This is a genomic window from Staphylococcus pettenkoferi, assembly GCF_002902685.1.
Classification (GTDB): Bacteria; Bacillota; Bacilli; order Staphylococcales; family Staphylococcaceae; genus Staphylococcus; species Staphylococcus pettenkoferi.
In genome coordinates this window covers 53,086-69,281 of the sequence record NZ_PPRN01000064.1, presented here as the reverse complement: position 1 = coordinate 69,281, position 16,196 = coordinate 53,086, and the positions used below count along the sequence as shown (strand labels likewise).

General features: G+C 38.2%; 15 protein-coding genes, 1 riboswitch and 1 other annotated feature. All 15 genes read left to right on the top strand.

Translation table 11 applies throughout. The features are described 5' to 3' along the window. The first annotated feature begins 317 nt into the window (after positions 1-317). Positions 318-2,255: a threonine--tRNA ligase gene (gene thrS, locus CD126_RS10490; protein ID WP_103370471.1), complete on the top strand. Its 1,938-nt coding sequence runs from the start codon at positions 318-320 to the stop codon at positions 2,253-2,255. A gap of 67 nt (positions 2,256-2,322) precedes the next feature. Continuing rightward, positions 2,323-2,497: riboswitch (Lysine riboswitch) on the top strand. Between the two features lie 128 nt (positions 2,498-2,625). Beyond that, a complete protein-coding gene (locus tag CD126_RS10485; RefSeq protein ID WP_103370470.1) occupies positions 2,626-4,119 on the top strand; it encodes an amino acid permease in 1,494 nt (497 codons plus the stop codon). A gap of 64 nt (positions 4,120-4,183) precedes the next feature. Beyond that, positions 4,184-4,307 (top strand) — a sequence feature (ribosomal protein L20 leader region). A 24-nt stretch (positions 4,308-4,331) separates the two neighbouring features. Next, positions 4,332-4,865, top strand: coding sequence for a translation initiation factor IF-3 (infC, locus tag CD126_RS10480; protein ID WP_040805965.1), 534 nt, complete (start codon positions 4,332-4,334; stop codon positions 4,863-4,865). 17 nt (positions 4,866-4,882) lie between these two features. Then, entirely contained in the window at positions 4,883-5,083 is a 201-nt protein-coding gene (rpmI, locus tag CD126_RS10475; protein WP_049407353.1) for a 50S ribosomal protein L35, read from the top strand. Positions 5,084-5,129: 46 nt separating this feature from the next. Then, complete coding sequence (rplT, locus tag CD126_RS10470; RefSeq protein ID WP_002470931.1) at positions 5,130-5,486, top strand: 50S ribosomal protein L20; 357 nt, start codon at positions 5,130-5,132, stop codon at positions 5,484-5,486. Positions 5,487-5,699: 213 nt separating this feature from the next. Next, entirely contained in the window at positions 5,700-6,308 is a 609-nt protein-coding gene (locus CD126_RS10465; RefSeq protein ID WP_049407351.1) for an NUDIX domain-containing protein, read from the top strand. Between the two features lie 15 nt (positions 6,309-6,323). After that, positions 6,324-7,247 (top strand): hypothetical protein, encoded by a 924-nt coding sequence (locus CD126_RS10460; RefSeq protein WP_049407348.1) that lies wholly within the window; start codon positions 6,324-6,326, stop codon positions 7,245-7,247. 114 nt (positions 7,248-7,361) lie between these two features. Beyond that, on the top strand, positions 7,362-8,684 hold the full coding sequence (gene tig, locus CD126_RS10455) for a trigger factor (RefSeq protein WP_049407345.1): 1,323 nt from the start codon (positions 7,362-7,364) through the stop codon (positions 8,682-8,684). A 242-nt stretch (positions 8,685-8,926) separates the two neighbouring features. Further along, on the top strand, positions 8,927-10,189 hold the full coding sequence (clpX, locus tag CD126_RS10450; protein ID WP_103370469.1) for an ATP-dependent Clp protease ATP-binding subunit ClpX: 1,263 nt from the start codon (positions 8,927-8,929) through the stop codon (positions 10,187-10,189). 261 nt (positions 10,190-10,450) lie between these two features. Next, positions 10,451-11,038 (top strand): ribosome biogenesis GTP-binding protein YihA/YsxC, encoded by a 588-nt coding sequence (gene yihA / locus CD126_RS10445; protein ID WP_002471536.1) that lies wholly within the window; start codon positions 10,451-10,453, stop codon positions 11,036-11,038. A 309-nt stretch (positions 11,039-11,347) separates the two neighbouring features. After that, positions 11,348-12,691 carry a glutamyl-tRNA reductase gene (hemA, locus tag CD126_RS10440; RefSeq protein ID WP_103370468.1) on the top strand — a complete coding sequence of 448 codons (1,344 nt, stop codon included), beginning with the start codon at positions 11,348-11,350 and terminating at the stop codon, positions 12,689-12,691. 23 nt (positions 12,692-12,714) lie between these two features. Beyond that, positions 12,715-13,551, top strand: a complete 837-nt coding sequence (gene ccsA / locus CD126_RS10435) for a cytochrome c biogenesis protein (RefSeq protein WP_049407340.1) — start codon at positions 12,715-12,717, stop codon at positions 13,549-13,551. A 31-nt stretch (positions 13,552-13,582) separates the two neighbouring features. Continuing rightward, positions 13,583-14,509 carry a hydroxymethylbilane synthase gene (gene hemC / locus CD126_RS10430; protein ID WP_049407338.1) on the top strand — a complete coding sequence of 309 codons (927 nt, stop codon included), beginning with the start codon at positions 13,583-13,585 and terminating at the stop codon, positions 14,507-14,509. 13 nt (positions 14,510-14,522) lie between these two features. Next, positions 14,523-15,206, top strand: a complete 684-nt coding sequence (locus CD126_RS10425) for a uroporphyrinogen-III synthase (protein ID WP_103370467.1) — start codon at positions 14,523-14,525, stop codon at positions 15,204-15,206. A gap of 3 nt (positions 15,207-15,209) precedes the next feature. Next, entirely contained in the window at positions 15,210-16,187 is a 978-nt protein-coding gene (gene hemB, locus CD126_RS10420) for a porphobilinogen synthase (RefSeq protein WP_049407334.1), read from the top strand. Positions 16,188-16,196: the final 9 nt, after the last annotated feature.

Sequence of the window (16,196 nt, the reverse complement as noted above, 5' to 3'; positions counted from 1 at the left end):
CAGAGAGTTAGCGGTGCTGAGAGGCTAATTGACATCTTTGTTTGTTACTCCCTTAATGATTGATATTTGTAATGAATATCCGGCTCAAGACCGTTATCTTAAGTAAAGTGAGATATGTGAGTTTATGTACACACTACTTAAACCTACATATCTAATTAGGGTGGTAACACGGCGTCCTCGTCCCTTTATGGGTGAGGGCGTTTTTTATTTGAATCATTATACAAGAACCTAGAATCAAGGCATCTAAGAAATAGAAGCTTGAATAACACTGCGTTTCATGTCGACGAGATCATTAAGTATCAATAGGAGGGTTCTAGATGGAACAGATTAATATTCAATTTCCAGATGGTAATAGTAACGCGTTTGATAAAGGCACAACTACAGAAGATATCGCACGTTCTATTAGTCCTGGATTGAGAAAGAAAGCGGTCGCAGGTAAATTCAACGGACAAATGGTAGACCTTACTCGTCCACTTGAAACAGATGGTGAGATTGAAATCATCACACCGGGAAGTGAAGAAGCGTTAGAGGTACTTCGTCACTCCACAGCACACTTAATGGCGCAAGCATTGAAACGTTTATACGGTGATGTGAAATTTGGTGTAGGTCCTGTCATTGAAGGTGGTTTCTACTACGACTTCGATATGGATGAACGCATTTCTTCAGATGACTTTGAAAAGATTGAAAAGACTATGAAGCAAATTGTGGATGAAAATCATCCTATCGAACGTCAAGTGGTTTCTCGTGATGAAGCGAAAGACTTCTTCAAGGACGATCCTTACAAATTAGAACTAATCGATGCGATTCCGGAAGATGAAAATGTCACACTTTATTCTCAAGGTGAATTCACGGATTTATGCCGAGGCGTGCATGTTCCATCTACATCTAAAATTAAAGAGTTTAAACTTTTATCTACAGCAGGTGCGTACTGGCGTGGAGATAGCAACAATAAAATGCTACAACGTATCTATGGTACTGCGTTCTTCGATAAGAAAGACTTAAAAGCACATCTTCAAATGCTTGAAGAACGTAAAGAGCGTGACCACCGTAAAATCGGTAAAGAAATGGATTTATTCACTAATAACCAACTCGTCGGCGCAGGTTTACCACTATGGTTGCCTAATGGTGCTGTCATCCGTCGCGAAATCGAGCGCTACATTGTAGACAAAGAAACTAGCATGGGTTACGACCACGTTTATACACCTGTCATGGCGAATGTAGATTTATATAAAACTTCAGGTCACTGGGATCATTATCAAGATGACATGTTCCCACCGATGAAACTCGATGAGAACGAAGAGATGGTACTTCGCCCAATGAACTGTCCACATCACATGATGGTTTATGCGAACAAACCACATTCTTATCGTGAATTACCAATCCGTATTGCGGAACTTGGTTTACAACATCGTTACGAAGCAAGTGGTGCAGTTTCAGGTTTACAACGTGTACGTGGCATGACTTTAAATGATGCGCATATCTTCGTACGTCCAGATCAAATTAAAGAAGAATTTAAACGTGTTGTTCAACTTATACTAGATGTGTATGACGACTTTGGTTTTGAAAACTATAGCTTCCGCCTAAGTTATCGTGATCCAGAAGATAAAGAGAAATACTACGATGACGATGATATGTGGAACAAAGCTGAAGCAATGTTGAAAGAAGCGGTAGATGAGTTTGGTTTAGAATATGAAGAAGCGATTGGCGAAGCAGCATTCTACGGCCCTAAACTCGACGTTCAAGTTCAAACTGCAATGGGTAAAGAAGAAACATTATCTACTGCACAACTTGACTTCTTATTACCACAGAAATTCGACTTAACTTACATCGGTAATGATGGGGAAGACCATCGTCCTGTAGTCATTCACCGTGGGGTAGTATCTACTATGGAACGTTTCGTCGCATTCTTAACTGAAGAAACTAAAGGTGCCTTCCCAACATGGTTAGCACCACGTCAAGTTGAAATCATTCCAGTTAATGTCGACTTACATTACGATTATGCGCGTGCTTTACAAGATGAATTGAAATCTCAAGGTGTACGCGTCAATATCGATGACCGTAATGAAAAAATGGGTTATAAAATTCGTGAAGCACAAATGCATAAAGTACCTTACCAAGTTGTCGTAGGAGACAAAGAAGTTGAGAATAATGAAGTCAACGTTCGTGAATATGGTTCTAAAGATCAAGAGACTATGGAGAGAGATGACTTCATTTGGAATTTAGTTGATGAAATTCGTTTGAAAAAACAACGCTAAACTTGAAAAAGGATAAGGTTTACTGTATATTAAAATCTAGTCAGATAGAAATTTGATGAATATTACAATAAGAGTTAGAGGTTGCGACTTCGATGAGTAATTGAGTGTAGGCAGAATGAGGCTGAGGAAACTCAAATGAAAGGCGAAGTCGCCGAAGCGATATCCATCGTCATTCATTGATATCGTTGGGTCAGACATCGAAAGGTGCTGGACTGTCACAATTGTGATGTGCTACCTATAATAAATCTTCAATCGGTTGCATATCCAAAGGGTATGCAACCTTTTTCAATAGGATGATAAATAGAGAAATAACCGAATAGCGAGCACTAGTGAAAGAGAGTAACCTCTAAAGACTAGAAAGGGAGCTTCTATGGAGAAACATTCAAATCAGAACGAAGGGATTCAAAGAGGTCTGAAAGATCGTCATATTTCGATGATTGCGATTGGAGGCTGTATCGGTACAGGGTTATTTATGACCTCAGGTGGTGCGATTCATGATACAGGTGCACTCGGTGCATTATTAGCATACGCCATCATTGGTGCCATGGTCTTCTTCTTAATGACCTCACTTGGTGAAATGGCAACCTACTTACCAGTTTCCGGATCATTCAGCACTTACGCTACACGTTTCGTCGATCCATCACTTGGCTTTGCCTTGGGTTGGAACTACTGGTTTAACTGGGTAATCACCGTCGCTGCAGACGTTACGATCGCTGCTCAAGTCATTCAGTATTGGGCGCCGATGAAAGGATTAGCAGCGTGGGGTTGGAGTTTAATCTTTATCGTGATTATCTTTGCGCTTAACGCATTGTCTGTACGTGTTTATGGTGAAAGTGAATACTGGTTCGCCTTAATTAAAGTAGTCACAGTTATTATCTTTATCATTATCGGTTTACTCACTATCGTGGGTATTATGGGAGGTCACTACGTTGGCTTCGATACATTTACGAAAGGTGACGGACCTATCCTCGGTAATGGGGTGGGCGGCAGTTTACTGTCCATTCTCGGCGTATTCTTAGTCGCTGGTTTCTCATTCCAAGGTACTGAGCTTATCGGTATTACAGCAGGAGAATCTGAGAATCCTGAACGTGCCGTGCCGAAAGCGATTAAACAAGTCTTTTGGCGTATTCTGCTGTTCTATATAATCGCTATTTTCATCATCGGTATGTTGATTCCGTATGATAGTTCAGCGTTAATGGGAGGAGACAGTGATGTTGCGACGTCGCCATTTACTTTAGTGTTTAAAAATGCAGGTCTAGCCTTTGCGGCATCATTCATGAACGCTGTAATCTTGACTTCAGTATTATCAGCTGGTAACTCCGGTATGTATGCATCAACACGTATGCTTTATTCAATGAGTAAAGATCGCCTTGCTTTTCCAATCTTAGGTAAAACGAATAAACACGGCGTACCTTACATCTCACTCATTGCAACAGGAGTGATTGTGCTAGCAATCTTTGGACTCCAACATCTAAATGGTGATGCTTACGAATATATCGTAGCAGCCAGTGGTATGACTGGATTCATCGCATGGGTCGGTATCGCTATCAGTCACTATCGCTTTAGAAAGGCGTTTAATGCACAGAACTATGACAAGTCGAAACTAAAATACCATGCGAAATTATTCCCATTTGGACCGATATTTGCTGGTGTACTCTGTGTCATCGTCATCATTGGTCAAGACGTGGACTTCATCAAGACAGGTCACTTTGATTTAAATCGCTTTATCACGACATACATGGGAATTCCAGTCTTCTTGGTCTTCTTTATTTATCACAAAATACGTTATAAAACGAAGAAGATTCCTTTAGATCAAGTGGATTTACGCCAAGATGTTAAAATGGACGATATTAAACATCATTAAAAATACAATTAAGCATTGACTTATGAAATGAATATTGGTATGATTGTTCATGTTGAATACGAAACGAACCAAGTAGAAGTATCCGCTTCTCACCTGTAGCGACGCGCAAAGCAGTTGGCAGGTCAATAGACATGGACTAATCATGTGATTGAAGAGCGGGTACAGTATACCCGCTCTTTTTACTTGGTGTTACTTTCGTAAAAATAATGGAGGTGTCAACCATAGCAAAAAATCAAACTCAAGTTAACGAACGTATTCGTGCAAAAGAGATTCGTCTAATCGGTCAAAATGGTGACCAAATCGGAGTCAAATCTAAAAAAGAAGCTTTAGATATGGCAGACCGAGTAGGATTAGATGTTGTAGTAGTGGCTCCAAACGCTAAGCCACCTGTTGCAAGAATCATGGACTACGGTAAGTACAAATTCGAGCAACAGAAAAAAGAAAAAGAAATGAAGAAGAAACAAAAAACAATTAACGTTAAAGAATTACGTTTAAGTCCAACTATCGAAGAACACGACTTCCAAACTAAGTTGAAGAATGGACGTAAATTCTTATCTAAAGGCGATAAATGTAAAGTTTCTATTCGTTTCAGAGGACGTGCCATCACTCATAAAGAGATTGGTCAACGCGTTCTTGAGAAATTCGCTGAAGAAACGAAAGATATTGCGACGATCGAACAAAAACCTAAGATGGATGGTCGCCAAATGTTTATCATGTTAGCTCCAAATGCTGACAATGAAAAATAATTTAGGAGGAATTTATCATGCCAAAAATGAAAACACACCGTGGAGCAGCTAAACGTGTTAAAAGAACTGGTTCAGGTAAATTAAAACGTTCTAGAGCTTTCACTTCACACTTATTTGCAAATAAACACACTAAACAAAAACGTAAATTACGTAAAGCGAAATTAGTTCATAAATCAGATATGAAACGCGTAAAACAATTACTAGCTTACAAAAAATAATTTAAAATCAATTATTCGTTCAAGATATTAGAAGGAGGAATTTACTATGCCACGAGTAAAAGGTGGAACAGTAACTAGAAGACGTCGTAAAAAAACGATTAAATTAGCAAAAGGTTACTTTGGTGCGAAACGCACATTATACAAAACAGCTAAACAACAAGTAATGAAATCAGGTCAATATGCTTTCCGTGACCGCCGTCAAAGAAAACGTAACTTCCGTAAATTATGGATTACACGTATCAATGCGGCTGCACGTCAACACGACATCAGCTATTCACGTTTAATGAACGGCTTAAAACAAGCTGGTATCGATATCAACCGTAAAATGCTTGCTGAAATCGCAATTTCTGACGACAAAGCATTCGGTGAATTAGTATCTAAAGCGAAAGAAGCTTTAAAATAATTAACTATCATTCCTTCCAAAGATGGCTTCGCTCCATTTGGAAGGAATTTTTTTACATACTAGAAGTGTTAGCGTGGTTGAAATTCGTTTCAACAAGAGCGTACGGATGATAAGAAATCAAAGGGCACAAACACCAATCACTATATTTACGATTGATATGTGTGCAACGTTTGATAAAATAAAGCCAGATGACAAATGATAAAGGAGATTACTATGTCTAAATTTGATGAGATGATTACAGTCGTACCACGAGACTTAGCCTTCGATAACGAACGCAACCAATTTAATGGATTTTTAAACAAATCAACAGCTCAAGGACAAGAGATCTTTAACGCACTTTCACACTATGAGGTTAAAAGACGCGGTGATATGGAAGAAGATCCCAACTACAAGCAGCTCGTATCATATTGTTTACTTGAGAATCATCAAGGCGAGCTACTCGTTTATAAACGTTTGTCTGGCGGTGGTGAATCACGTCTTCACGGCCAAGGCTCTATTGGCGTAGGTGGTCACATGAACGATGTCCCAGGCGCAGAGTCCATCAACGAAGTCATACGTACGAATGCACAACGTGAGCTTGAAGAAGAAGTGGGGCTATCCCCAGCTAAAAGTCAGAACTTACAATATTTAGGATTTATTAATGATGATACGAATGAAGTCGGAGAGGTCCACTTAGGTGTCGTGTTTAAAATAACTGTTGATAAGAACGATGTTGAAGTTCAAGAGACAGATACCCTTGCGATTGAATGGGTTGAACAAGGTAAGATAGAAGATACGAGCAACTTTGAAACATGGAGTAGCCTGATATTAGAAGCGCTATAAGAGAGGTGGCTCATTATGTCTGATATTATTCCCTTTCCACGAGCGAAGCAGAAGTTAATCAAAGAGATTAAAACAGCTTATTATGACCATTTGTATGAAAATGCTTCAGATTTATTTGAAGAATATGAGCGTTTCTTTGAAATGGATGATTCGCTTGCTGAATTAAAATGCGATATCTTGTACCAACTCGAAAGATATTTAGAGCTACGAGAAGAGGCGATTATTCTGCTTAAACAGGGATTAGGTAGTTATGATGCGCTCATGATTTATTACGTACAAGCATTGAACGGTTTAGGACAGTATTTCGAGGTTGTTAAGGTTATTGATCAAGTGATTGATGAAGTGAGCAACCATCAATCTCGAATGCGTCTCTTTCCATTGAAAGAATATGCTGAATCTCAACTTGAAGCCTATAATCAGCAGGCAGCACAACAGCTCGAAAGCTTTGACCAATTAGCTTTACACGAGCAAGTGCAGACCATTCTAACATTAATTGATTATAGTCAGTTTAATTACAAGTCGAGCGTAGCCAATATAATTGAAACACTTGAGTTAGCACCTAACCTCATCAGTATTATGCTCGAATACTTACGATTAGCGCATTACGAAGAACGTTTAACGGTAGCTAAATACGGGCATGAGAAGACTGTTATACCTGGTGACTTACCTGGAATTGAACATTCTGAGATGAAACAGCAGTTGATTCCTCGGGTGTTGGAATTTGTCGAAGAAGAGGCAGCACAGCTTGTTCGAGAGGCGTATCGCTTATTAACAAACCATGCGATTATGCTCTATCCATTGGATATTTATAGTCTTGGTTCACAAGAAGACTGGATTATCGCGTATCAGAATTACTTTAAATCCATGCTCGGCATGAACGAACTTGATGAACAGAATGATTTAATTCAATTAATTATAGCAATCGATCGAGAGCCTTAACTCGTTGCTAACGAGCGAATAGTAATAATTCTAGTCATTTGTATAGGTTCTAGACCTGTGCTATAATGATGAAGTTGAAAAATTAAAATAGGATTATCATGGAGGTTTTTATACATGACAGCAACTTGGGAAAAAAAGGAAGGTAATCAAGGCGTACTATCTGTTACAGTACCCGCAGAAAAATTTGATAACGCTTTAGATAAAGCTTTCAAAAAAGTAGTTAAACAAATCAATGTACCAGGTTTCCGTAAAGGGAAAGTACCTCGTCAAATCTTCGAACAACGTTTCGGCGTTGAAGCTTTATATCAAGATGCAGCTGACATCGTATTACCTGAAGCTTACGGTGAAGCAATTGAAGAAACAGGTATCAAACCAGTTGATCAACCAGAAATCGAAGTACAACAAATTGAAAAAGGTCAAGACTTCAAATTTGATGCTACAGTAACAGTAGAACCAGAAGTAGAACTTGGTGACTACAAAGGTCTTGAAATTGAAAAACAAGATGCTGACTTAACTGACGAAGAAGTTGACGAAGCCATCAATCAACAACTTAACCAACTTTCAGAAATGGTTGTTAAAGAAGACGGTGCTGTTGAAGAAGGCGATACAGTAAACATCGACTTCGACGGCTATGTTGATGGTGAACAATTCGAAGGTGGCCAAGCGGACAGCTATGACTTAGAAATCGGTTCAGGTTCATTTATCCCTGGGTTCGAAGAGCAATTAGTTGGCGTGAAAGCTGGCGAAGAGAAAGATGTAAACGTGACATTCCCAGAAGAATATCACGCTGAAGAATTATCAGGTAAAGAAGCGACTTTCAAAACGAAAGTAAATGAAATTAAATATAAAGAAGTTCCTGAACTTGATGACGAAATCGCAAACGAACTTGATTCAGATGCTGAAACAGTTGATCAATACAAAGAGAACTTACGTAAACGCTTAGCAGAGCAAAAACAAACTGAAGCTGAAAACGTACAAAAAGAAGAAGCAATCCAAAAAGCATCTGACAATGCTAAGATTGATATTCCAGAAGCAATGGTTAACACTGAGTTAGACCGCATGCTTCAAGAGTTTGGCCAACGTATGCAACAACAAGGTCTTAGCCTTGAAACTTACTTCCAAATCTCAGGTCAAGATGAATCTCAACTTAGAGAACAAATGAAAGACGATGCTGAAGCTCGCGTGCGCACTAACTTAACACTTACAGCAATCGCTGATAAAGAAGATATCGAAGTATCTGAAGAAGATATCGATAAAGAACTTGAAAAAATGAGCGAGCAATTCAACATCTCAGTTGAAGATATTAAGAATACTTTAGGTAATACAGACATCGTGAAAAATGATGTACGTATTCAAAAAGTTATCGACTTACTCGTAGACGAAGCGAAATTAGTCGAACCATCTGAAGACGATAAAGACAACAAAGACGAAGAATAATTTTAATAAAGTAGTAACTAATTTCATAAATTGCAATCAAATATTGCTGTTTTGAAGTGAATAATTTGAGGCCCCAGCATAACTAAAGTTTAAATTTTATGCATGCTGGGGCTTATATTTTTTAACTAACGGGAAAGTTAAGTCTGAAGACTCAAACATAAGGCATTTAACTTGTAGTTACCGTCAGTTGCATATTAAAATTCATTCTAGTATAGTCTTTAGGAAATAGGGGTGTAAATATAATGTTTAAATTCAATGAAGATGAAGAAAACTTAAAGTGTTCTTTCTGTGGAAAGGACCAAGATCAAGTTAAAAAATTAGTTGCTGGTAGCGGCGTTTACATTTGTAATGAGTGTATCGAATTATGCTCTGAAATCGTAGAAGAAGAGCTCTCTCAATCCGCTCCAGAAGGTTTAACTGAATTACCTACTCCTAAAGAAATCATGGATCAGTTAAATGATTATGTCATTGGACAAGAGAAAGCTAAGAAATCCCTAGCAGTTGCGGTCTACAACCACTATAAACGTATTCAACAACTCGGTCCTGATGACGATGATGTTGAGCTTCAAAAGAGTAACGTTGCGTTAATCGGACCTACAGGTAGCGGTAAGACATTACTCGCACAAACATTAGCTAAGACGCTTAACGTGCCTTTCGCTATTGCCGATGCGACGAGCTTAACTGAAGCAGGTTATGTAGGTGATGACGTTGAGAATATCCTCTTACGTTTAATCCAAGCCGCTGATTTCGATGTAGATAAAGCTGAAAAAGGAATTATCTACGTCGACGAAATCGATAAAATTGCACGTAAATCAGAAAATACGTCAATCACACGTGATGTTTCCGGTGAGGGTGTACAACAAGCGTTACTCAAAATTCTTGAAGGTACGAGCGCTAGTGTGCCACCTCAAGGCGGACGTAAGCATCCAAACCAAGAATTGATTCAAATTGATACAACTAATATTCTCTTCATCCTAGGTGGTGCCTTTGACGGTATCGAAGACGTGATTAAACGTCGTCTAGGTGAAAAGGTTATCGGCTTTGCAAGTAGTGAAGCATCTAAATACGATGAAGATGCATTATTAGAACAAATTCGACCAGAGGACTTACAATCTTACGGTTTAATTCCTGAATTCATCGGTCGTGTACCTATTGTTGCTAACCTCGAACAATTAGATGTTGAAGCATTGAAAAATATTTTAACTCAACCTAAGAACGCATTAGTTAAACAATATACGAAGATGCTCGAATTAGATAATGTAGAACTTGAATTTACTGATGAAGCCTTAGCTGCCATTAGTAACAAAGCTATCGAACGTAAGACAGGTGCTCGTGGTTTACGTTCAATCATCGAAGAAGCATTAATTGACATTATGTACGATGTGCCTTCAAGCGATGGTGTAGTGAAAGTCGTTATTACAGAACAAACAATTACAGATGAAACTGAACCAGAACTATATGATAATGAAGGTAATTTAGTTAATAAAGAGCAAACTTCTGCATAGCTAGGTGCTATCGTTGTTAAAGTTTGTATGATAATTGTGTCGCTCATTTGTCTTTATAAGGCAGATGAGCGATTTTTTTGGATTTATGAGTTATGAAGAAGAATTAGGGATGAATAAGGGATTTAGCAATCATCCCATTGAGTATTGCATTTTACTCAATATATATAATGAATAATATGAAACTTTCGTGACAGCACTCGCATCTCCGTTCACAATATAATATAATGAAACAGTTAGTTAAATAGAGAAGAGAGGGTAGCTATGAAGGTTAATCCGAATAAAATCGAACTACTCATCAGTGCAGTAAAGCCAGAGCAATATCCTGAAACAGGGCTAAGTGAGGTGGCATTGAGTGGACGTTCTAATGTGGGGAAATCGACCTTTATCAATAGTATGATAGGTCGCAAGAATATGGCGCGTACGTCTGCTCAGCCAGGTAAGACACAAACACTAAATTTCTATGATATCGACAGTCAGCTTATCTTCGTTGATGTGCCAGGATACGGATATGCCAAAGTGAGTAAGAAGAAGCGCGAAGAGTTTGGCAAGATGATTGAAGCTTATCTCACACAGAGAGAAAGTTTGAAACTCGTAGTACAACTCGTTGATATTCGTCACAAACCGACAGAAGATGATGTGTTGATGTATGATTATCTTAAGCACTTTGAAATACCAACGCTGATTGTGTTGACTAAAGAGGATAAGATTAAAAGAGGCCAAGTACAGAAACAACTTGCTATGGTGAAACGCGAGTTAGAGCTTGAAGAAGGCGATCAAATCATTAGTTATTCATCTATAAAAGGAAATAAGCAACAACAGATTTGGGATGCTATCGAAAGTTATTTATAATTATTCTAATGTGATAACGACTGGTTAATTTAAGAGGTACTATCTCGATCAAATTTCATAGTAGAATGTAGCTAGATTAGAATCGCGAGACATCCTTTTGAATTTATTCGAAATACACCTGGTATCTATAAGTGGGGCTAGTACTCAAATATAGAGCAAAAAGGGCTGTTCGTTCACATTTTATAACTCAACATGTAGTCTTCTGATTCTTACATTAGAATATTTATAATTAAATCAAGCAGAGTGCTTAACTACGGGATAAATTGTGTTATAATGTAGTTATTGTAATATGTATGGAGGGCGTTATAAATGCATTTAATTGCGATAAGTATTAACCATCGCACTGCAGATGTAGCATTGAGAGAGAAAGTTGCCTTCAAAGAAGATAACATACGTTCAGCGAATGTTGATTTGTTTGAAACGAAAGCGATTTTAGAGAATGTCATCTTATCAACATGTAATCGCACGGAAGTATATGTAGTTGCAGACCAAATTCACACTGGACGTTATTACGTTCAACGCTTTTTAGCACGTAATTCTGGTCTTGAAGTGGAAGATATTAAAGCAATTTCAGAAGTTAAAGTGGGGGACGAAGCAGTAAATCATTTATTGCGTGTAACTTCTGGATTAGATTCCATCGTACTTGGTGAGACGCAAATTCTTGGTCAAATGAGAAATGCGTTCTTCATCGCGCAAGAAGAAGATACGACGGGAACGATTTTCAACCACTTATTTAAACAAGCAATTACTTTCGCGAAGAAAGCGCATAATGAGACAGATATTGCGGATAATGCCGTTAGTGTGTCTTATGCGGCTGTTGAATTAGGTAAGAAAATCTTCGGTAAGATTGATAATAAAAAGGCAATCATCATCGGTGCAGGGGAAATGAGTGAACTCTCACTCTTAAATCTTAAAGGTTCAGGTGTTAATGATATTACAATCGTTAACCGTACTGTTTCAAAAGCAGAAACACTTGCAAATAATCATGGTGTTTCTTATGCTTCAATTGATTCATTACCAGCTTTATTAACAGATGCTGATATGGTTATCAGCTCAACAAGTTCAAGTGACTATATTATAACTAATAGTATGATGCAAAGTATTGCATCTCAACGTAAAAATGATTCACTTGTACTCATCGATATTGCGTTGCCACGTGACGTGGAACCCGATATTAACGCAATTACGGATGTCTTTAACTATGATGTAGATGATCTTAAAGGATTAGTAGATGCTAACTTGAGAGAGCGTCAACTTGCTGCGGATGCTATCGCTGCACAAATCCCACAAGAAATTGACGCACATAACGAATGGGTGAATATGCTAGGTGTTGTACCTGTCATTCGTGCTTTACGTAAAAAAGCAATGAACATCCAATCTGAAACTATGGATAGCATAGATAGAAAGTTACCTCATCTTTCAGAACGTGAAAGAAAGGTTATTTCTAAGCACACTAAAAGTATCATTAATCAAATGTTGAAAGATCCTATTAAACAAGCGAAAGAGCTAGGTAATGAGAAGAAAAGTAATGAAAAACTAGAGCTATTCCAAAATATTTTCGATATCGAAGCAGAAGATGCGCTTCCTAAGAAAAAAGAGCGACGCCAAAGTTCTAAACAAGATCTTCGCACTCAAATTCTAAGTTTTGAATAAGCTCAAGCTAATATGGTGATGATATGCAAGATACGTTGTTCATTCGTTTTCATGAACTCATTTTACTCGTTTATTTAATCAGTATTGCTTGTTATTTTTATGATTTTCTAAATAAAAATTATAGAATAAGAAATTTTGGGTTCATCACTTTAGGGATTGTTTGGGTATTACAAACAATCTCTTTGTCTATCTATATCAACATGACGCGACACGTACCGTTAAATAATATCTTTGACGTGTTCTTCGCATTGACATGGCTCATCATTTCAATTTCTATTGTCATAAGCGTCATCAAGCAACTTAACTTCTCGATATTTTTATTCAATATTATCGGGTTTACTTTGCTTGCGCTCAATACATTTCAGCCGACCTACAATCAAACTGAAGGTCAGAAATTAACACTCATCAACGAGTTGCTTATCGTGCACGTCTGCTTCGCGACATTAAGTTATGCTGTGTTTGCATTTGCATTCGTGAATTGCTTGTTGTATTTGATTCAATATCGTAATCTAAAGGAGAAACGATTTACTCAGAAGTATTTCCGTATAGGTAGCGTAGCGACGTTAGAGAAGACAGTGTTCTATAGCTCATTGATAGGTTTCATTCTACTCATTGTCAGCACTATTCTAGGTGCGCAATGGGGCGTGAATTCTTTAGATCATCAATTCGTTATCGACTCTAAGATGATTCTCTCTATCGTTATTATCATCATGTACGGTTTATATCTTCTCTGTAGAGTGAAGCAATTATTGAATAAACAATTGCTAATCTATTTCAACATCGTTCTGTTTGGATTATGTATGGTAAACTTGCTTTTCGCATCCCATATACCGAATTTCCATCAGTGGACGTCATTATAATTAACAATATTTATTTAGGAGGTTGCGCGCGATGCGTAAACTAGTCGTAGGCTCACGACGTAGCAAATTAGCTATGACTCAGAGCCGACAATTTATTGATTCGCTTAAAAAGATAGATCCATCACTAGAGATTGAAATTAAAGAAATTGTGACTAAAGGGGATCAGATCGTTGATAAGCAATTATCCAAAGTAGGTGGTAAGGGCTTATTCGTTAAAGAAATAGAGAACGAATTATACAGCCATGAAATCGATATGGCAATTCATTCCTTAAAAGACGTACCAAGCGTCATTTCAGAAGGATTAACATTAGGCTGTATACCTGATCGTGAGAATCCATTTGATGCCTATGTAGCAAATGACCATGTTGCGCTTGAAGATTTACCAGAAGGAAGTATCGTGGGTACAAGTTCTTTAAGACGCGGTGCGCAAATTAAAGCGAAATATCCTCACGTAGAGATTAAATGGATTCGTGGTAATATTGATACGCGTTTACAGAAATTACAAGATGAAGATTACGACGCGATTATCCTGGCAGCTGCTGGGTTAAAGCGTATGGGTTGGTCAGATGATATTGTCACAAGTTATCTAGACAAAGAAACGCTTGTTCCTGCTATAGGTCAAGGCGCATTAGGAATCGAGTGTCGTTCAGATGACCAAGAACTACTCGATTTATTAAATCAAGTGCACAATCAGAATGTAGCCGATTGTGTCACAGCAGAACGTACTTTCTTAAAGCAAATGGATGGTAGTTGCCAAGTTCCAATCGGTGGATATGCGACGAAAGATGAAGATGGTACGATAGAGTTTACCGGCCTCATCATGTCTACAGATGGTAAAGAACGCTACCAACATACAGCACGCGGTAATGATCCAGTCCAATTAGGTCAAGAAGTAAGTCAAGTATTGAAAGATCAAGGGGCTTACGAAATTATTCGCAAGCTCAACGAAGAATTATAAGAGGATGACGAATATGAATTCAGTTATAGTAATGACACAGACAAGTAATTATAGTCAGGACGGCTTATCTATTATTCACAAACCACTGATTAAGATTGAGCCACTTTCTTTTAATTTAGACTTGTTAAAGTTAAACTATGACTGGATTCTTTTTTCATCTAAAAATGCTGTGAAATACTTTTATCCCTACCTACAACAGACAGCACATCGTCATATTGCCGTCATAGGCAAGAAGACGAAAGCGTACTGCGAAGCACAAGGTATAGCAGTTGATTTCTGTCCCAATGACTATTCACAAGAGGGCTTTCTTGCTGACTTTGAAGCACAAGAGAACGCAAAGATTCTTGTACCTTCAAGTCAAGCTGCTCGACCATTACTCGTCGATACTTTGCGAGATAGAGATTTCGAAGTTACTAAAATTGATCTCTACAAACCTAGTACGTGGTCTACTCATATTACGGATATTGATCAACTATTAGCTCAGAATAAAGTAGACGCTATCACGTTTGCGAGTTCTTCAGCTGTAGATGCTTTCTTCAATCGTTCACAACCTGAAATGACGAAAGCGTTTTCAAACTACTATGCAATAGGACAACAAACTTTGTCTACAATCCAAGAATATGGGGTAGAGGCTAAAGTAGCAGACGAACAAACATTAGATGGATTAATTGAAAAAGTTAAAGAAAGTTGGATGTAAAGTATGAAATTCGATAGACATAGACGTTTACGTAGTTCTAAAACAATGCGTAATATGGTAACTGAAACACGTATCACCAAGGAAGATTTAATCTATCCTATCTTCGTCGTTGAACGTGATAATGTGAAAGAAGAAATTCCATCTATGCCAGGAATTTATCAATTAAGTTTAAACATCTTGGAAGAAGAGTTGAAAGAAGCTTATGACTTAGGAATTAGAGCTATTATGTTCTTCGGCGTACCTAACGAGAAGGATGCGACAGGCTCAGGTGCCTACGATCATAACGGTATCATTCAAGAAGCGACACGTAAGGCAAAGGCGATGTATGATGATTTACTCATCGTTGCAGATACTTGCCTATGTGAATATACAGATCATGGTCACTGTGGTGTCATCAATCACGAGACGAAAGATGTGGACAATGATCAATCATTAACTTATTTAGTTAAAACAGCGATTTCTCAAGTTGAAGCAGGTGCGGATATCATCGCGCCAAGTAATATGATGGACGGCTTCGTTACTGAAATTCGTCAAGGTCTTGACGATGCAGGTTATGAAAATGTACCGATTATGAGTTACGGTATTAAATACGCATCTAGTTTCTTCGGCCCATTCCGTGACGCAGCGGAATCAACACCACAGTTCGGTGATCGCAAGACATATCAAATGGATCCAGCGAACCGTCGTGAAGCGATGCGTGAACTCGAAAGTGACTTGCGTGAAGGTGCAGACATGATGATTGTTAAACCAGCATTGAGTTTCTTAGACATTATTCGCGATGTGCGTAATCATACAAATGTTCCAGTTGTCGCTTACAACGTGAGCGGTGAATATAGCATGACGAAAGCAGCAGCCCTTCAAGGTTGGATTGACGAAGAAGCTGTTGTCATGGAACAAATGATTTCTATGAAGCGTGCAGGTGCTGACTTAATCGTCACTTACTTTGCGAAAGATATTTGTAAATATTTAGATCAACAATAAAGGAGGATT